This is a genomic window from Amycolatopsis sp. YIM 10, from assembly GCF_009429145.1.
Lineage (GTDB): Bacteria > Actinomycetota > Actinomycetes > Mycobacteriales > Pseudonocardiaceae > Amycolatopsis.
Genome location: NZ_CP045480.1, coordinates 4606506 through 4625104 on the forward strand (window position 1 = coordinate 4606506; position 18599 = coordinate 4625104).

Below are 18599 nucleotides of genomic sequence, written 5' to 3' on the forward strand. Positions count from 1 at the left end.
AGTCATGTTGCGAATTCTCACCTTGAACCCCGGCTCGTCCAGCCTCAAGGCGTCGCTGGTCGAAAACGGGGTCGCACACGGCTGGGCGGCCTGGGACCTGGCCGACGCCAAGGCCGATTCGCGTGCGGTGCGCGATGCGCTGGAGCGGTGGCCCGATCTCGATGCCGTGGCTGTCCGGTTCGTGCACGGCGGAGCGCGGAAGACACCCGTGCTGCTCGACGACGCGCAGTTGACGGCGCTCGAACGGCTGGTGCCGCTGGCGCCGGTGCACCAGCCCTTGTCGCTGGTCATCGCGCGAACCGTGCGCAAGGTGCGGCCAGACCTGCCGATGGTTGCCTGTTTCGACACCGCGTTCCACGCGACGCTTCCCGAAGCCGCGGCACACTATCCGCTGCCGCGCGCGTGGACGCGGCAGAACCGGCTGCACCGATACGGTTTCCACGGTCTGTCCTGCCAGTACGCCGTCCGGCGCGCGGCGGAACTGCTCGGCCGGAGCGCGAGCGCGGTGCAACTGCTCTGCTGCCACGTCGGCGCCGGGGTCTCGGTCACCGCGGTCAAGAACGGGCGGAGCGTGGACACCAGCATGGGGTTCACCCCGCTGGAGGGCGCGGTGATGGCCACGCGTTCCGGCTCGGTCGATCCGGGCCTGCTGCTGCACGTGATGGCGACCGCGCCGATGAGCCCGGAGGAGATGGCGGACGCGCTCAACCACCGGTCCGGGCTCGCCGGGATGAGCGGGACCAGCGGGGACCTGCGCGCGGTGCTGGCCGCGATGGCGGCCGGTGACCAGGACGCGAAGCTGGCTTACCAGGTCTACCTGCACCGGTTGCGCCGGGAAATCGGTGCGGCGGCGATGAGCCTGGACCGGCTGGACGCCGTGGTGTTCACCGGCGGTGTTGCCGAATACCAACCGGAAGTCATCCACGAGCTGACCGCAGGTCTGGCGGTGCTCGGCGTGCGTGCCGGCGATGCGCTCGCTCCGGCGGGGGAGGACTGCCTGCTGAGCGAGCCCGACGCGGCGGTCGCCGTGTTGCGGGTGGTGCCGCGGGAAGATCTGGAGATCGCGCGGGGCGCGGAGGACGTGCTGTCCAGGCAGGGAGGGGTGCTCCACCCTCGCCGCACCGGAATCCGCGCGGGCCGGGCACGTTCGTGGTGACGGTGACGACGCTGCGCGGTGGCCGAGACCCCCGGCACTCCCACAGCGGGTGATCACGGGTGCCGAAGGTCCCATCGCCCGGTGACCGTCTCCTGTCTCGGAAGCGGGCGGATCCGGCCTAACTTCGAGGAAAGCCCGTTCGAAGCAGGGAGTCCGAGATGTCTGTGAACTCCGCCGTGGTCGTCGGTATCGACGAGACGGCGCCATCGATGAACGCGGTGCGCTGGGCCGCGTCACTGGCCGCGCAGCGCAACCGCGAGCTGCGCCTGGTCCACGTCGTCGACGACATCATGCTGACCCTGCCGAGGTCGTTGCCGACGCAGGAGAACCTGCACGACGTGGTGCTCGCGCGCGGGCACCGGCTGCTGGCGAAGGCCAGGGACGCGGCCCGCGAGGTGGCGCCCGAGGTGAGGTTGCACGTCGAATTGGCCAGGGGCCGGGCGGTGGACGTGCTCCGCCGCGAGTCCGAGACCGCGAGGCTGCTGGTGCTGGGCACTCCGGGACTGCGCCCGCTGGGCCGGTTCCTGGTCGGCTCGGTCACCATCGCGCTGGCCGCGCACGCGGCCTGCCCGGTGGCCGTGGTCCGGCCGCACGCCGCCGACGACCTCCCGCCCGCCGATGGCCCGGTCGTGGTCGGGGTGGACGGCTCGGCGTCGAGTGAGCAGGCCATCGGGCTCGCCTTCGAGGAGGCGTCCTGGCGGGGTGCGCCGCTGGTCGCGTTGCACAGCTGGGACGAACCGTTCGTCGCCGCGATCTTCGAGGAGGCGCGCCTGCTGCTGGACCGGCCGATGGTCGAAGCGCACGAACGCGAAGTGCTGTCCCAGCGCCTGGCGGGCTGGCAGGAGAAGTTCCCCGAGGTGCACGTCGACCCGATGGTGGCTCGCGGCAGTGCCTCGGAGCGGCTGCTCGACTACGCCGACCGCGCTCAGCTGCTCGTGGTGGGCAGCCGGGGTCGTGGTGGCCTGAGCGGGATGCTGCTCGGCTCCACCAGTCAGACCGTGCTGTCCTACGCGCTGTGCCCGGTGATCGTCGCCCGGCCCGCCACCGGAGGCAAGAGTTGATGCGCGCGCGGGACGTGATGAGCAAACCGGTGTTCACCCTCGGCCAGGACGCGACTTCACTCTGCGAGGCCGCCGCCAAGGTGGAGGGTGGCACGTGATCGCCGGGCAGACCGATGTGCGGCAGGGCCTGAGTTCGGCCGAGGCGGCCCGCAGGCTGATCGAGTACGGGCCGAACCGGCTCGAGGCGGAGCGCGGGCCCGGCCTGGCGGCGATGCTGCTGGCCCAGCTCAAGGATCCGCTGGTGGCGATCCTGGTGGTCGCGGCGGTGGTGACCTTCGCGTTCGGGGACTACGTCGACGGTGGTGTCATCACGGGAGTGGTGGTGCTCAACGCGGTGATCGGTGCCGTGCAAGAGGCCAAGGCGCGCCGTGCGCTGGACGCGCTGGCGAAGCTGGTTCCGCTGGAGACCACGGTGTTGCGTGACGGGGTCGTGTGCCGGATATCGGCCGAGCAACTGGTCCCCGGTGACGTCGTCGATCTCGCGGCGGGAGATCGGGTGCCCGCGGACGTCCGGCTCGCCGAGACCCGCTCGCTGGAGATCGACGAGTCCATGCTGACCGGCGAATCGTTGCCGGTGCCGAAGAGTCCCGAACCGGTGCCGGACAGCGCGCCGCTCGCGGACCGCACGGATTCCGCGTTCTCCGGGACGCTGGTCACCAAGGGGACCGGCCGGGCGCTGGTCACCGCCACCGGCAAGGCGACGCAACTCGGAGCGGTGCAGGGCATGGTGGCCACCGCGGGCACCGTGACCACGCCGCTCACCCGCAAGCTGGGCCGGTTCTCCCGCCTGGTCGGCATCGCGATCCTGGTGGTCGCCGCGCTGACCTTCGCACTCGGCGTGTTCCGCGGCACCCCGGCGCCGGAGATGTTCATCGCGGCGGTGGCACTCGCGGTCGGGGCCATTCCCGAGGGACTGCCCGCCGCGGTGTCCATCGTGCTGGCCATCGGTGTGGTCCGGATGTCGCGGCGCAACGCCGTGGTCCGGCATCTTCCCGCGGTCGAGACGCTCGGCGGGACCACGGTGATCTGCACCGACAAGACCGGCACCCTGACGCTGAACCGGATGACGGTGACCGAGGTGGTCGCGGTGTCCGGTACCGAGCGTGACTGCCGGATCGCCGGTGTGCTGTGCAACGACGCCGATCTGTCCTATGTGGATGGTGAACCACGGGAGGTCGGTGATCCCACCGAGATCGCGTTGCTCGCCGAAGCGCTGCGCGCGGGCATCGACCCCGTGGCGTTGCGAGCTGATCAGCCCAGGACGGATGTGCTGCCGTTCGACTCCGAACGCCGGTTCATGGCCACGGCGCACCGCGAGGAAACCGGTGCACTGGCCGGATACGTGAAGGGCGCCGCCGAAGAGGTGCTCGCCCGGTGCACCGGGCTCGACCGGGAAGCCGCGCTGACCATGGCGCACGACCTGACCGCACGGGGCCTGCGGGTGCTCGCCTTCGCCCGATTCACGCCGGAGGACGCGCACTCCGCCGCGCAGGCGGATCGGGGCGGGCTCACCTTGCTGGGCTTCCAGGCCATGCACGACCCGCCCCGGCCGGAGGCGGTGGCGGCGGTGAAGGCCTGCCGGGCGGCGGGCATCGAGGTCAAGATGATCACCGGCGACCACCCGGGCACCGCGCGGGCGATCGCCGCGGAAGCCGGCCTGGTCGACGAGGGCGCCGAGGTGCCGGTGCTGACCGGCGCCGACCTCGACCGGTTGCCCGAGGACGGGTTCGACGAGCGGATCGCGGTCACGCCGGTGTTCGCCAGGGTCTCCCCGGGCCAGAAACTGAGGCTGGTCAAGGCTTTGCAGCGACGCGGGCAGGTCGTGGCGATGACCGGTGACGGGGTGAACGACGCCCCGGCGCTGCGCCGGGCGGACATCGGCGTGGCGATGGGCCGGGGCGGCACCGACGCCGCCCGCCAGGCCGCGGACATGGTGCTCACCGACGACAACTTCGCCTCCATCGAACACGCCGTGGAGGAGGGGCGCGGGGTGTTCGGCAACCTGCGCAAGTTCCTCGCCTGGACGCTGCCGGCCAACATCGGCGAGGGCATGGTCATCCTGGTCGCCGTGGTGCTCGGCGCGACCCTGCCGATCGTGCCGGTGCAGATCCTGTGGATCAACATGACCACAGCGGTGTTTCTCGGCCTGACCATGGCGTTCGAACCGAAGGAACGGGGCATCATGAGCCGCCCGCCGCGGCCGCCGGCTCGCCCGTTGCTGACCGGGAACCTCCTGCGGCGCATCGTGCTGGTCTCACTCCTGCTCGTCGGCGCCGCGTTCGCGGCCTACGCCTGGGAACTGGACGGCGGCGCTGCCGTCGCGGAGGCCAGGACCAGCGCGATCAACGCGTTCATCGCCGTGCAGATCGCCTATCTGCTCGCCTGCCGCTCGCTCGATCGATCGGCGCTGCGCGTCCGCTCGGCGGGCAACCGGCTCCTGCCGGTGGGCATCGGCCTCACGGTGCTGCTCCAGCTGGCGCTGACCTACCTGCCGCCGATGAACGCCGTGTTCCACACCGCGCCGACGGACTTCTCGTCGTGGCTGGTTGCCGCGGTGATGGGAGTGCTGGCATTCGCCGTGGTGGAGGCGGACAAGCTGGTGTGGAAGGCGCGAGACCACGGATGAGCGAGGACCCCCAGGCAATGGCCGGGGTGACGTAACCTCAGGGCGGGGCCCCTCCGGCGCCGGGTCCCTAGGTTGATCGTCGGTGGAAGGAGCACGGATGGTCCGGGTGTTTCTGGTGGATGACCACGAGGTGGTGCGGCGCGGGGTCGCCGACATGCTCGATGAGGACGAGGAACTCGAGGTTGTCGGGCAGGCGTCGAACGTGTCGGAGGCGCTGGCCAGGATTCCGGCGTTGCGCCCGGATGTGGCGGTGCTCGACGTCCGGCTCCCGGATGGCAACGGTGTTGAGCTGGCGCGTGAGCTGCGGTCGAAGCTGCCCGAGCTGAACATCCTCATGCTCACCTCCTACACCGATGAGCAGGCGATGCTGGACGCGATCATGGCGGGTGCCAGTGGGTACGTGATCAAGGACATCAAGGGCATGGACCTGGTCTCGGCGGTTCGCGAGGTGGGTTCGGGTCGTTCGCTGCTGGACGCGCGGGCGACGGCGGCGCTGATGACGAAGCTTCGCGAAAGCGCGGAGAAGAAGGGCCCGCTGGCCCAGCTCAGCGATCAGGAGCGGACGCTGTTCGAGCTGATCGGCGAGGGGCTGACCAATCGTGAGATCGCCGAGCGCATGTTCCTGGCGGAGAAGACCGTCAAGAACTACGTCTCCCGGCTCCTGACCAAGCTCGGCCTGCAGCGCCGGACCCAGGCGGCAGTACTGGCCACCGAACTGCGCGGCCAGACCGCTCAGCGATCGGAAGATTAGGCCGAGAACAGCCGGAGAGCAACCCGGTGATCGGTTACCGCGGCTGCTACCGCTAAGTGCGTGAGCGCGACCTGCCCGGCCTGGAACTGCGCGCGCTGGCCCGGGATTCGCCGAGCACCTGGTTCGGTTCGGCATCACCTCGATTTCGGTGAACCCCGATTCGGTGGTGAGCGCGCGCTCGGCGATCGCCTCGGCGGAACGGGGTCGAAGGTCCCACGCGGTCGTGACTGGCGACCGCAGCGATCTTTTGCTGGTGCGGGCGATCCTGGCTGGGTAAAGCAGAACCTAGCCGGGAGCCCTGATGAACCGACCCTTGCCTGACGAGGTGGACCAGGCGCTGGCCGCCGCGATGCGGGCGCCGTCACCGCACAACACCCAGCCGTGGTGGTTCACCGTCGACGGCAACCGCATCGCGTTGTGGCTGGACCGCGACCGCGTGCTGCCGGTGGCCGATCCCGATGCCAGGGAAGCGCGTCTGTCGTGTGGCGCCGCGCTGTTCAACCTGCGGATCTCCCTGCGCGTGAACGGCAGGGAAGCCAAGGTGCGGCTGCTGCCCGAGCCAAGCCACCCCGAGCTGCTCGCCGAAATCCGCATCGACGGGAACCGCAGGTCCAAACTGGACGAACGCAGGCTGGCGGAGTCGATCTTCCGCAGGCACACCAACCGCCGTCCCTTCCGGGACCAGCCGGTGCCGCCGGGGATCCGGTCGGCGCTCAGCGCGGCCGCCCTCGCCGAGGGCGGCAGGCTGGAGCACCTCGAGCCCTCCGCCAAGTACGACGCCGTGGCCACACTGGCCAGGCGCGCCGAGTTCCTGCAGGCAACCGACGAGGCGTTCCGCGCCGAGTCGGCCGGGTGGACTCGGCGCCCCGCGGGCAGCCCGGACGGGGTGCCGCTGATGTCGGCCGCGCCGCCTGCCGGACAGGCCGGGGTGGTGCCCCAGCGGGGTTCGCACGCCAACGAGCAGCTGCCGCCCCGGCCGTACGAGCAGCAGCCGCTGCTGGTGGGCGTGTGCACCGGCGGGCAGGGTGCGCTCGCCGACCTGCGCGGCGGGATGACCATGCAGTCGGTGCTGCTCACCGCCACCTCGCTGGGTCTGGCGACGTCGTTCGTGTCCCAGCCGTTCGAGACCGCGGAGACCCGGGCAGCGATCGAGGCGCTGTTCCGCGATTCCGGCCAGGTGCACACCCTGCTGCGCGTCGGTTACGGCTACCGGACGCCCCTGACCTCCCGCCGCCCGCTGACCGAGGTCGTCCGCCGGGGCGTGACCCAGGCTGGGTGACCGGGCAACTGACCACCACGGGATGCGAAAGGACTCTCTGATGAACAAGCTTCCGTTGCCGGAACACGGCGAAATCGTGGTCGGTGTGGACGGTTCGGAGGTGAGCGCGGTTGCCCTGCGGTGGGCGGTGGGCGAGGGCGCCCGCAGCGGCCGCGCCGTCCGCGCGCTCCACGCCTGGACCTACGACCCGCTGCGGGGGACGCAGACCTCACCGCCGGTGTCCGCCCACGAGGCTCGCGTCGCACAGCGGCAGGGGCTGGAAAAGCTGGTGAGCGCGCTTGTCGGTGACGAACCCGCGGCCACCATCCGGTACGAGCTCGCCGAGGACACCCCGGCGAACGCGCTCGTCCGCGCGTCGCGCACCGCCGCGATGCTGGTGCTCGGCAGCCACGGTTACGGCAGGCTGCTCCAGCTTCTGCTCGGTTCGGTATCCACGCAGTGCCTGCGCGAAGCGACCTGCCCGGTGGTGATCATCCCGGTGCGCACCGTGCCGGAGGAAAGTGCCGACCAGTCGGAAACACTGGCGGGTGACTATCTGCCCGGTCCGCTGCTGTGAGCCGCTCGGTGGCACTGCCCGGTGAAACGGGTGCGGCCGGCTGGTCCAGGACGTGATGAACGAGCACGTGCCGTTCCCGCGGTCGAAGGCCCGCGCGCGTACCGCGGGGGAAATGTTGACCGCGCCGAACCCAAGGTGATGACCTTCATCTGGCTGATCGTCTGCCTAGCCATCCAGCTGCTCAGCGCGATCGGCACCGGATCGCGCACCGCCACCAATCCTGGCGGCGCGCTCGCCGACGCTGACAGCGGAATACCGAGGTGATCCGCGGGCGGGTGGCCTTCCGGTCACACCGCCGGGGTGGTCAGGCCGTAGTGACCATCGTAGCGGTGGTACAGCACGCTTCCCCGGCCGCGCTCGGCGTCGATGACGAACTGAAAGGGCAGCCCGATCAGGTTGAGCCGGTCGACCGCCTCACCGGTGCTCAGCAGTGGGGAAGTGGGGTGGCCGCTGCGCGCGCGGGTCGTCGTGCCGCCAGTGACCGGGCGGGACTTCGAGCGTGTGCGGGTGGTGGGCCCCCAGCTCTTGCCGAGCCGGGTCAGCCTGGCCCTGGCGTCGAGCACCGGGCCGTGGGCGAACCGGCCGAGCTTGCCGACCTTCCGCTGCGCGTAGTCCGCCAGCCCGGCAGGCCGGGCTGGACGGAGGTCCGGACCACCGGTGCGGGCAGGGATGTGTGCTGGGCCATCGAGCCACCCTTTCGTGAATTGGCCGGTATTTCCCGGATACCCCGATCCTGCCGACGCGTGCGTCGGCGAACTGCCTCCGCAGGACACCAGTACCGGTGACCAAGTGCCCTTTTTCCACTGGTGTGCGGCAAGCAGGACCGAAATGGTCAAGGAAGGACTTGTCATGACCGATGCGCACAAGGCGATGCGGGGATATCTCGCGTCGGAGTTCTACGCGGCGACACACGCCGAGACGGGAAGGCCCGCGCCGGCCGCCCCGGAACCCATGGATACCGGTAAGCCGGTGGTGGTCGGGATCGATGGGTCACGCGGCGCGCTCGATGCCGCGGTGTGGGCGGCTCGGGCAGCGGATCGGCGTGGGGTCGTCCTGCGCCTGGTGCACGCTTGTCAGCTGCCGGGCCTGGACGAGCTGTCCCGGCGCCGGATGAAGAGCAGAGCAGCACCTGGCTGGCGGCGGCCGAAGCGGCGGTGCCGGGCCTGAAGACTTCTCCGGAGGTGCGCGAGGGCGTCGCGGTCAAGGTGCTGGTCGAGGAGTCCGAGGACGCCGCCGTCGTGGTGGTGGGTTCGCTGGGCCTGAGCGCGTTCGGCAGGCTGCTCGTCGGTTCCGTGGCGGCCACCGCGTCCGCCCGTGCGCGGTGCCCGGTGGTGATGGTCCGGAAGGACTTTCATGCTTCCCATTCCAGCCGTGTCCAGGTTGCCCATGGAGAGGACTCCGGCACCGCTCGCCGGGACTTCGGACATCGCGACCGGCCCCGCGCTTGCGGACCAAATGCCCTTCTCCCACCGGCTGGGCGGGGCGAGGCTGTCAGTTGACCGCTACGAGGAGGACGACATGCGTGCGAAGGCCGGAGACTGGCTGATCGTGAAGGGATTGCTGGGCAGCCGCGAGCAACGCGCCTGCGTGCTGGAAGCGTGCGGACCCGACGACGGGCCGCCGTACGTGGTGCGCTGGCTCGGCGATGACCACGTATCGATGTTCTTCCCGGAGAACGAAACCCGCGTGGTGACCGCCGATGAGCAGAGGCGCCTCGGCGCGCGTGAGCGTGAGCGGCTGGCGGGCCCGGGCAAGGCGGCCAGCCGCACTTGACGTACTTCTTCCTCGCTCAGGCGGACGGGATCATCGGGTCCGGTCCAGCAGCATGGTCCGCAGCAGGTCGCGCCAGCTGAGCATGCCGATCACCAGGGAACCGGCCGCCACCGGCAGGCAGCGACGGCCGGAGTGAACCAGCCGCTGCGCGGCCTCGGTGAGGTCGGCGCCGGCGTCGATGGTGGGTGCCGGGGTGCACATCACCGCCGCGACCGTGCGCCGGGTGAGCCCGAGCAGCACGCCGTCGTCCGGGCCGCTGCGGTCGCGGGCATTCAACGCGAGCCGGGACAGGCCGAGGTCGGCCTCGGTGACAAGACCGAGCAGGCGGCCACTGGACTCGACCACGGGCATCGTGGTGAAGCCACGGGCGAGCATTTCCCGCACCGCCTCTTCGATCGTGGGTTGTGCGGACACCGCGATCACCGGTGTGCTCATGATTTCCCGTGCGTGCATGACGGACCTCGGTGGCCGGCACGCGGCCCGCTCGCCCGATCAGGACTCGGCGGGCACGGCACCGAGCCGTCGGCCGGTGATCTTCTCCGTCCTCACGCGGATGACGTGCTCGCGACGGCCGCCGACCCAGGGTTGCAGGTCCGCGCCGGCCACTTCGACCAGTTCGTCGATGTCGGTGATCTCCTCGGCGTGGCCGACGACGGTCACGCTCCAGCCCTGTCGCAGGTCGGGGTCGAGCTCGTCCGCCTGGAACGCCACGACCAGGTTCGCCGTCGCGGCAGCGAGCTTCTCACCGCCAGCCACGCGGATGACGATTTGTCCGCGGTGGAGACGGAAGTTGACCGGCTGCACCGCGGGCAGGACCTGTTCGGTGAACACCAGCCGTCCCACGCGCACCGTGCCGAGCAGTTCGAGGCATTGCTGCCGGTCGAGTTCCTCAAGCGGTTGCCGGTTGACCATCTGCGTGCTCCCAACGGTGTGCGTGGCGGCGGAACGAGTGATGCGCCCGCACCCCAGGATGAAAGTGCTGGTCGCGGTTCGCACAGTGGCAGAGGTCCTCCCGATCAGGGGCCAATTGCTCTCCGACGCTGGTCGAGGCCGGACTGTCCGGGTAGCCGGGTGGACGGCGCCGGTGACCTTGGTCCCTCGGGTCGAGGTCATCGATCTCTGCCCCGGTCCGCCCGAAGACCAAGATGCTGGATTCGTCCACCCGTACAGGGCAACACACGACGACGAGCCGGGATGACGATGACCACGGCACACCAGACCGATCACCGGACGACGGGCAAGCAACCAGCGAGGAGCCTGCGCGTGCCATCCACAGACGACCAATCGCCGACGACCGGGCGGCGCGTGCTCACACTTTCGCTGGCCACGATCGGGTTCGCGGTGAACTTCTGGGCCTGGGCCCTGCTGAGCCCGCTGGGGCCGCTGTTCAAGGACGGCCTGGGGTTGAGCGCGTTCGAGCAGGCGCTGCTGGTCGCGGTGCCCGTGGTCGTCGGTTCCGTCGGGCGGATTCCGGTGGGGGCGCTGACCGACCGGTTCGGCGGGCGGGTGATGTTCCCGCTGGTGTCCGCGGTGACGATCGTGCCGGTGCTGTTCCTGGGACTGGCCGGGCATTCGTCGCTGGCCGCGCTGCTGATCGGCGGCTTCTTCCTCGGCGTGGGCGGTACCGCGTTCGCGGTCGGGGTGCCGTTCGTCAGCGCCTGGTTCCCGCCCCGGCGGCGGGGGCTGGCGATCGGGATCTTCGGCGCGGGCATGGGCGGGACGGCCATCAGCGCGCTGACCACGGTGAAGCTGGTCGACGGCTGGGGTGTGGCGACGCCGTTCGTGGTGACCGCGATCGTGCTCGTGGTCTACGCGGTTGCCGCCGCTGTGCTGTTGCGGGACGCGCCTGGGCGGGTGGTGCCCGCTGAATCGGTGGGCAGGCGCCTGCTCGACACCGCGCGGCTGCCGATCACGTGGCAGGCGTCGGCGTTGTACGCGGTGGCCTTCGGCGGATTCGTCGCGTTTTCCGTGTACCTGCCCGCTTACCTGAAAACGGCTTATGGGCTCGCCCAGGCGGACGCCGCCAATCGGATGGCGGGATTCGTACTGCTGGCGGTGGTGATGCGTCCGGTCGGTGGCTGGCTGTCCGACCGGTTCGGGCCGGTCCGCGTGCTGACGGCATGCCTGGCCGTGGTGACCGCCGGGGCGGCGGTGCAGGCGTTCACGCCGCCGTTGATGCCACTGGGCACGATCGCGTTCCTGGCGATGGCCGCGGCCTTGGGTGCCGGTAGTGGCGCGGTGTTCGCGCTGGTCGCGCTGCTCGCCCCGGGGAACAAGGTCGGCTCGGTCACCGGTGTTGTCGGTGCCGCCGGCGGGTTGGGCGGCTTCATCCCGCCGCTGGTGATGGGCGCGCTGTACGGTGCGCTCGGTTCCTACGCGCTCGGCCTGGCAGCGCTGGCCGTCGTCGCGCTGGCCACCCTGGTGTTCACCTCGACCGTCGTGCGCCGTGCCGTGCGTGCCCATTCCACGCCCGGCCGGTGATCTGCGTCTCCGGCAACGGGCCACCAAGGTGGAAAAGGCCCTGTCGATCAGTCCTGTTTCACGATTGCCAGGAGGAGCCGACATTGTGAGCACCGATACCGAGCCACCCAGCGGCTCCGCCACCGGGCTGGACAACGAACTGATCGACGCACTCGTGCGCACCCGCCGGTTTTTCAGCCGTGCGGAGGTCTCCGACGATCTGCGGACGTTGCACAAGATCGGTGGCAGGCAAGCGGACGAGTTCTACCGGGACCGGTGGAGCCATGACAAGGTCGTGCGCTCCACACACGGGGTGAACTGCACCGGGTCGTGCTCCTGGAAGGTCTACGTCAAGGACGGGATCATCACCTGGGAGGCCCAGCAAACCGACTACCCGTCGGTGGGGCCCGACCGTCCCGAATACGAACCCCGCGGTTGCCCGCGTGGCGCGGCGTTCTCCTGGTACACCTACTCGCCCACGCGAGTGCGCTACCCGTACGTGCGCGGGGTGCTGCTGGAGATGTACCGGGAAGCGAAGGCCCGCACGGGAGACCCGGTGCTGGCGTGGGCCGAGATCGTGGAGGATCCCGAGCGGGCCCGGCGCTACAAGGCCGCCCGCGGCAAGGGCGGTCTGGTACGCGCGTCGTGGGACGAGGCCGCCGAGATGGTCGCCGCCGCGCACGTGCACACCGTCAAGCGATACGGGCCCGACCGCGTGGCCGGATTTTCCCCCATTCCGGCCATGTCGATGGTCTCGCACGCTTCGGGCGCGCGGTTCGTGTCGCTGCTGGGCGGGACGATGCTGTCGTTCTACGACTGGTACGCGGACCTTCCGGTGGCGTCGCCGCAGGTGTTCGGCGACCAGACCGATGTGCCGGAGTCGGGGGACTGGTGGGATGCGGGTTACCTGATCATGTGGGGCAGCAACCTGCCGGTGACCCGGACCCCGGACGCGCACTGGATGGCCGAGGCCCGGTACCGGGGGCAGAAGGTGGTCGCGGTCGCGCCGGACTACGCCGACAACGTCAAGTTCGCCGACGAGTGGCTGGCCGCCCGGCCGGGCACGGACGGCGCGCTGGCGATGGCCATGGGACACGTGATCCTGCGCGAGTTCTTCGTCGACCGCCGGGTGCCGTACTTCACCGACTACGTCAAGCGCTACACCGATCTGCCGTTCCTGGTGCGGCTCGACGAGCAGGGCGACACGCACCGGCCGGGGAAGTTCCTCACCGCCGCCGATCTGGCCGCGCACGCGCACACCGAGCACGCGGCGTTCAAAACCGTGCTGCTCGATTCGGCCACCGGCGAACCGGTGGTGCCCGGTGGTTCACTCGGTTTCCGTTACGGGGAACAGGGTGCTGGCCGCTGGAACCTCGAACTGGGCGAGGTCGACCCGCTGTTGTCGGTCCAGGGCGCGGATTCGGTGGTGGTGGAGCTGGCGCGGTTCGACGCGGCGGACGGTTCGCCGGCGGTGTTGCGCCGCGGGGTACCCGTGCGCCGGGTCGGCGGGCACCTGGTCACCACGGTGTTCGACCTGCTGCTGGCGCAGTACGGGGTCCACCGCGAGGGCCTGCCCGGTGTCTGGCCCGGCGGCTACGACGACGCGGAGCAGCCGTACACCCCCGCCTGGCAGGAAGCCTTCACCGGCGTCCCGGCGGCGGCCGCGGCCCGGATCGGCCGGGAATTCGCCGCCAACGCCGAGGAATCCCGCGGCCGGTCGATGATCATCATGGGGGCGGGCACGAACCACTGGTTCCACTCCGACACCATCTACCGCGCGTTCCTGACGCTGACCACGCTGACCGGCTGCCAGGGCGCCAACGGCGGCGGATGGGCGCACTACGTCGGGCAGGAGAAATGCCGCCCGATCACCGGCTGGTCCCAGCTCGCGTTCGGACTGGACTGGTCGCGCCCGCCGCGCCAGATGATCCAGACGGCCTACTGGTACCTGCACACCGACCAGTTCCGCTACGACCGGTTCGGCGCCGGAACCCTTGCCTCCGCCGCGGGTGGCGGGCAGCTGGCAGGCAAGACCACGGCGGACGTGATCGCCCAGTCCGCGCGGCTGGGCTGGATGCCCTCCTACCCGACCTTCGACCGCAACCCACTGGACCTGGCCGACGACGCCGCCGGATCCGGCATGTCCACATCGGACTACGTGGTCGACGAGCTGAAAGCCGGGCGGCTGCGGTTCGCCTGTGAGGACCCGGATTCCCCGGAGAACTTCCCCCGCGTGCTCAGCGTCTGGCGGGCCAACCTGCTCGGCTCGTCGGCCAAGGGCAACGAGTACTTCCTCAAGCACCTGCTCGGCGCCGACCACTCGCTGCGCGCCGGGGAAACGCCACCCGAGTCCCGGCCGCGGGACGTGGCCTGGCACGACGAAGCACCGGTGGGCAAGCTCGACTTGCTGCTGTCACTCGATTTCCGGATGACCAGCACCACGATCTTCTCCGACGTCGTGCTGCCCGCCGCCACCTGGTACGAAAAGCACGATCTGAACACCACGGACATGCACCCGTTCGTGCACTCGTTCAACCCGGCCATCGCGCCGCCATGGCAGACCCGCACCGACTGGGCCGCTTTCCAGGCCATCGCGGAGGTCTTCAGCAGGCTCGCCGAGCAGCACCTCGGCGTGCGCGAGGACATTGTCGCCACCCCGTTGCTGCACGACACCCCCGACGAACTGGCCACTCCGCACGGTGTGGTGCGGGACTGGAAGACCGGTGAGTGTGAACCGATCCCCGGTGTCACGATGCCCAGGATCACGGTCGTGGAACGCGACTACACCGCGATCGCGGCGAAGATGGGCGCGCTCGGTCCATTGGCCGATTCGCTCGGCGCGACCACCAAGGGCGTCACCTTCGAGGTGGGGCGGGAGGTGGAGTACCTGCGGCACAAGAACGGCACCATCCGCGGCGGCCCCGCCGACGGCCGCCCCTCACTGGTCCGCGACGTGCACGCGTGCGAGGCCATTCTCGCCCTGTCCGGCACCACCAACGGACACCTCGCCACCCAGGGCTTCCGCACCCTCGAAAAACGCACCGGCACACCGCTGGCGGATCTGGCCGCCGAACACGAGGGCAAGCAGATCACCTTCGCCGACACCCAGTCCGCGCCGGTCCCGGTGATCACCTCACCGGAATGGTCCGGCAGCGAAACCGGCGGGCGGCGGTACTCGCCGTTCACCATCAACGTGGAACGGCTCAAACCCTGGCACACTCTCACCGGGCGGCAGCACTTCTTCCTCGACCACGACTGGATGGCCGAAATCGGCGAGAACCTGCCTGTCTTCCGGCCACCACTGGACATGACCGCGTTGTTCGACGAACCCCGCATCGGTGACCAAGGGCCGCTCGGCATCACCGTGCGCTACCTGACCCCGCATTCGAAGTGGTCCATCCACTCCGAGTACCAGGACAACCTGTTCATGCTCAGCCTTTCCCGCGGCGGGCAGACGATCTGGATGTCCAAAGAGGACGCCGCCAAGATCGGCGTGGCGGACAACGACTGGATCGAGGCGGTCAACCGCAACGGTGTCGTGGTCGCCCGCGCCATCGTTTCGCACCGGATGCCCGAGGGCACCGTCTACATGCACCACGCCCAGGACCGGCTGATCGACGTGCCCCGCAGCGAAACCTCCGGCAAGCGGGGCGGCATCCACAACTCGCTGACCCGGCTGCTGATCAAGCCGAGCCACCTCATCGGCGGCTACGGCCAGCTGTCGTTCGCGTTCAACTACCTCGGCCCGACCGGGAACCAGCGCGACGAGGTCACCATCATCCGCAGGCGCGACCAGGAGGTGACCTACTGATGAAGGTCATGGCCCAGATGGCGATGGTGATGAACCTCGACAAGTGCATCGGCTGCCACACCTGCTCGGTCACCTGCAAACAGGCGTGGACGAACCGATCCGGCGTCGAGTACGTCTGGTTCAACAACGTGGAAACCCGCCCGGGGCAAGGATATCCGCGCACCTACGAGGACCAGGAACGCTGGCGCGGCGGGTGGACTCTCGGCAGACGCGGCAGGCTCAAGCTCAAGGGCGGCGGCCGTCTGCGCAAGCTGCTCACCATCTTCAGCAATCCCAAGCTGCCGTCCATCGACGACTACTACGAACCGTGGACCTACGACTACGACAACCTCATCAGCGCACCGCTGCAGGAACACATCCCGGTCGCGCGGCCGCGGTCGCTGATCAGCGGCGAACCCACCAAGATCACCTGGTCGGCCAACTGGGACGACAACCTCGGCGGCGCACCGGACCACGGGCACCACGACCCGTTGCTCAAGGACATCGCCGACAAGGTCAAGTTCGAATTCGAGCAGACCTTCATGTTCTACCTGCCGCGCATCTGCGAGCACTGCCTCAACCCCTCCTGCACCGCGTCCTGCCCGTCGGGCGCGATCTACAAACGCAGTGAGGACGGCATCGTGCTGGTCGACTCCGACCGCTGCCGCGGCTGGCGCATGTGCGTGTCCGGTTGTCCGTACAAGAAGATCTACTTCAACCACCGCACCGGCAAAGCGGAGAAGTGCACTTTCTGCTTCCCCCGTATCGAGGTCGGCATCCCGACCGTGTGCGCCGAGACCTGCGTGGGCCGCCTGCGCTACATCGGACTCGTCCTCTACGACGCCGACAAGGTCCTCGAAGCAGCGTCCACTCCGGACGAGAAGGATCTTTACGAGGCTCAGCGCCAGGTTTTCCTGGATCCGAACGACCCCGAGGTGGTCCGTGAAGCCGAACGCGCGGACATCCCGCGCGACTGGATCGAAGCCGCCCAGCGCTCTCCGATCCACTCCCTGATCAACGAGTTCAAGGTGGCACTGCCGCTGCACCCGGAATACCGCACCATGCCGATGGTCTGGTACATCCCGCCGCTGTCCCCGGTGGTCGACGTCGTCCGCGACACCGGGCACGACGCCGAAGACCACGGCAACCTGTTCGCCGCCATCGAAGCGCTGCGAATCCCGGTGGAGTACCTGGCGCAACTGTTCACCGCGGGCGATCCGGCTCCGGTCAACGCCGTGCTGCGCCGACTGGCCGCGATGCGCTCCTACATGCGTGACATCAACCTCGGCCGCGAACCCAGGGAAGCCATCGCGACCAAGGTGGGCATGACCGGCGAGCAGATCTACGACATGTACCGGTTGCTCGCGCTGGCCAAGTACGACGAGCGCTACGTGATCCCGCCCGCGCACGCCGAGCAGGCACACGGCCTGGAGGAACTGGCGACCGAATGCAGCCTGGACTACGAGGGCGGCCCCGGCATGGGCGGCTCCGGGCCGTTCGGCGAAAGCTCCGGTGGCCCGTCACCCATCGCGGTGGAGAACTTCCGGATGCTGCGCGACCGGCAGACCAGCGACACCATGGCCGCGCCGGTGGACAAGGGCAGCCGCGTCAACCTGCTCAACTGGGACGGCAAAGGCCGCCCGGACGGGATGTTCCCGCCGAAGAACCAGCCAGAGGGCGGGGAGCCCGCCGGTGAGGTGGACCCCAGACCATGACCATCACCGACACCGAGCTCGCCACAGCCTGGCAGATCCAGTCACTGGCGATGAGCTATCCCGATGAGCAGTTCGCGGATCGCCTGCCGTTGCTGCGGACGGCGACCCGGACGCTGCCCGCTCCGCTCGCCGCACCGCTCACCGCCTTCCTCGACCAGGCCGCGGTCACGCCACTGATCGACCTCGCGGCGGACTACGTGACGACCTTCGACCACCGCAAGCGGTTCAGCCCGTATCTGACCTATTTCGCCTACGGAGACACCCGCAAACGGGGCATGGCACTGCTGCGGTTCAAACACGCCTACCGCGCCGCCGGGCTGGAACTCGACGACAGCGAGCTACCCGACCACCTCGCGGTCGTGCTGGAGTTCGCCGCCACCGGCGATCCGGTCGTGGGCCGGCGGCTGCTGACCGAGCACCGCGCAGGCCTGGAACTCATCCGGCTGGGCCTGCGTGAAACCGGGGCGCCGTGGGCGCACGTCCTGGAGTCGGTGTCGGCGACCCTCCCGCCGCTGGGCAAGCGCGAGCACGATGCCGTCGCCCGCCTGGCCGCCGAAGGCCCGCCCGAGGAAGAAGTCGGTCTCGCACCGTTCGCCCCTCCCGAATACATGCCGCAAGGAGGCGCCCGATGACCGCGCTGGACGTCATGCTGTGGGTCGTCGTCCCCTATGTGTCCATCGCGGTGTTCATCGCCGGGCACGTCTGGCGCTACCGCTACGACAAGTTCGGCTGGACCACCCGCTCCTCCCAGCTCTACGAGAACCGCCTGCTGCGGCTGGGCAGCCCGCTGTTCCACTTCGGCATCCTCCTGGTCGCACTCGGCCACGTCGGCGGCCTGCTCGTGCCCAAGTCCTGGACCGAGGCGATCGGGCTGAGCGAGGCCGCCTACCACGCCATCGCCGTCGGGCTCGGCGTGCTGGCCGGCGTGTGCACCCTGGCCGGCGCGGCGATCCTGGTCTACCGGCGCCGCACCGTCGGTCCGGTGTTCTCCGTCACCACCCGCAACGACAAGATCATGTACGTGCTGCTGGTCGGCACGATCGTGCTCGGGCTCGGCACCACGGTGCTGGGCAACCTCACCGACCACCCCCACGACTACCGCGAGTCGGTGTCACCGTGGTTCCGGTCGATCTTCTACTTCCGGCCCGAACCCGGCCTGATGGCCGCCGCGCCACTCGGATTCCAGCTGCACGCGCTCGCCGCGTGGGTGCTGTTCGCGTTCTGGCCGTTCAGCCGCCTGGTGCACGTGTTCTCCATGCCGCTGGGCTACCTCACCCGCCCGTACATCGTGTACCGCAGCCGAGACACCCGACTGGGCAGCCGGAAACCCCGCCGCGGATGGGAACGCGTGCGATGACCGATCACCCCCAGGTCGCCCAGGTCGACGCCCTAGCCACCGAATTGCTGCGCCAAGCCCGCGAGCATCACTCCC

16 protein-coding genes and 1 pseudogene are annotated in these 18599 nt (G+C 69.7%); 14 read left to right on the plus strand and 3 right to left on the minus strand.

Annotation, left to right across the window (positions count from 1 at the left end; translation table 11 throughout):
- The first annotated feature begins 7 nt into the window (after nucleotides 1-7).
- The 7 genes from YIM_RS22115 (at nucleotide 8) to YIM_RS49690 (ending at nucleotide 7693) form a co-directional block, all read left to right on the plus strand.
- Complete coding sequence (locus tag YIM_RS22115; protein ID WP_153037164.1) at nucleotides 8-1156, plus strand: acetate/propionate family kinase; 1149 nt, start codon at nucleotides 8-10, stop codon at nucleotides 1154-1156.
- Nucleotides 1157-1314: 158 nt separating this feature from the next.
- On the plus strand, nucleotides 1315-2217 hold the full coding sequence (locus YIM_RS22120; RefSeq protein ID WP_153032154.1) for a universal stress protein: 903 nt from the start codon (nucleotides 1315-1317) through the stop codon (nucleotides 2215-2217).
- Between the two features lie 94 nt (nucleotides 2218-2311).
- Nucleotides 2312-4843, plus strand: coding sequence for an HAD-IC family P-type ATPase (locus tag YIM_RS22125; protein WP_228004903.1), 2532 nt, complete (start codon nucleotides 2312-2314; stop codon nucleotides 4841-4843).
- 97 nt (nucleotides 4844-4940) lie between these two features.
- Complete coding sequence (locus YIM_RS22130; RefSeq protein ID WP_153032156.1) at nucleotides 4941-5594, plus strand: response regulator transcription factor; 654 nt, start codon at nucleotides 4941-4943, stop codon at nucleotides 5592-5594.
- A 301-nt stretch (nucleotides 5595-5895) separates the two neighbouring features.
- The gene (locus YIM_RS22135) at nucleotides 5896-6873 is read left to right on the plus strand and encodes a hypothetical protein (protein WP_153032157.1); all 978 of its coding nucleotides are present in this window, start codon (nucleotides 5896-5898) and stop codon (nucleotides 6871-6873) included.
- Between the two features lie 40 nt (nucleotides 6874-6913).
- Complete coding sequence (locus tag YIM_RS22140) at nucleotides 6914-7429, plus strand: universal stress protein (protein ID WP_153032158.1); 516 nt, start codon at nucleotides 6914-6916, stop codon at nucleotides 7427-7429.
- Between the two features lie 138 nt (nucleotides 7430-7567).
- Nucleotides 7568-7693, plus strand: a complete 126-nt coding sequence (locus YIM_RS49690) for a hypothetical protein (protein ID WP_255463022.1) — start codon at nucleotides 7568-7570, stop codon at nucleotides 7691-7693.
- A 23-nt stretch (nucleotides 7694-7716) separates the two neighbouring features.
- Here YIM_RS49690 and YIM_RS50085 read toward each other — a convergent pair whose 3' ends face one another.
- Complete coding sequence (locus YIM_RS50085; RefSeq protein WP_370469006.1) at nucleotides 7717-8265, minus strand: sigma 54 modulation/S30EA ribosomal C-terminal domain-containing protein; 549 nt, start codon at nucleotides 8263-8265, stop codon at nucleotides 7717-7719.
- Between the two features lie 115 nt (nucleotides 8266-8380).
- Here YIM_RS50085 and YIM_RS50090 point away from each other — a divergent pair.
- Together YIM_RS50090 and YIM_RS22160 are read left to right on the plus strand one after the other, a co-directional pair.
- Nucleotides 8381-8928 (plus strand): annotated as a pseudogene (locus YIM_RS50090) (universal stress protein).
- A 19-nt stretch (nucleotides 8929-8947) separates the two neighbouring features.
- Entirely contained in the window at nucleotides 8948-9202 is a 255-nt protein-coding gene (locus tag YIM_RS22160) for a DUF1918 domain-containing protein (protein ID WP_153032160.1), read from the plus strand.
- 30 nt (nucleotides 9203-9232) lie between these two features.
- On the opposite strand, the gene YIM_RS22165 is transcribed toward YIM_RS22160, so the two are convergent.
- Nucleotides 9233-9655, minus strand: a complete 423-nt coding sequence (locus YIM_RS22165; protein WP_153032161.1) for an HPP family protein — start codon at nucleotides 9653-9655, stop codon at nucleotides 9233-9235.
- Nucleotides 9656-9694: 39 nt separating this feature from the next.
- Nucleotides 9695-10114: a pyridoxamine 5'-phosphate oxidase family protein gene (locus YIM_RS22170; protein ID WP_153032162.1), complete on the minus strand. Its 420-nt coding sequence runs from the start codon at nucleotides 10112-10114 to the stop codon at nucleotides 9695-9697.
- A gap of 351 nt (nucleotides 10115-10465) precedes the next feature.
- Between YIM_RS22170 and YIM_RS22175 the strand changes: the two genes are divergently transcribed.
- The 5 genes from YIM_RS22175 to narI all read left to right on the plus strand — a co-directional run bounded on the left by YIM_RS22175 (nucleotide 10466) and on the right by narI (nucleotide 18524).
- Nucleotides 10466-11683 carry an MFS transporter gene (locus YIM_RS22175; RefSeq protein ID WP_228004904.1) on the plus strand — a complete coding sequence of 406 codons (1218 nt, stop codon included), beginning with the start codon at nucleotides 10466-10468 and terminating at the stop codon, nucleotides 11681-11683.
- A 127-nt stretch (nucleotides 11684-11810) separates the two neighbouring features.
- A complete protein-coding gene (locus tag YIM_RS22180) occupies nucleotides 11811-15473 on the plus strand; it encodes a nitrate reductase subunit alpha (protein WP_153037168.1) in 3663 nt (1220 codons plus the stop codon).
- Nucleotides 15473-17167, plus strand: a complete 1695-nt coding sequence (gene narH, locus YIM_RS22185) for a nitrate reductase subunit beta (protein WP_153032163.1) — start codon at nucleotides 15473-15475, stop codon at nucleotides 17165-17167. Before YIM_RS22180 ends, narH begins: the two co-directional genes overlap by 1 nt.
- A complete protein-coding gene (gene narJ, locus YIM_RS22190) occupies nucleotides 17164-17799 on the plus strand; it encodes a nitrate reductase molybdenum cofactor assembly chaperone (RefSeq protein WP_153032164.1) in 636 nt (211 codons plus the stop codon). Before narH ends, narJ begins: the two co-directional genes overlap by 4 nt.
- Nucleotides 17796-18524 (plus strand): respiratory nitrate reductase subunit gamma, encoded by a 729-nt coding sequence (gene narI, locus YIM_RS22195; RefSeq protein WP_153032165.1) that lies wholly within the window; start codon nucleotides 17796-17798, stop codon nucleotides 18522-18524. Before narJ ends, narI begins: the two co-directional genes overlap by 4 nt.
- Nucleotides 18525-18599 lie beyond the last annotated feature (75 nt).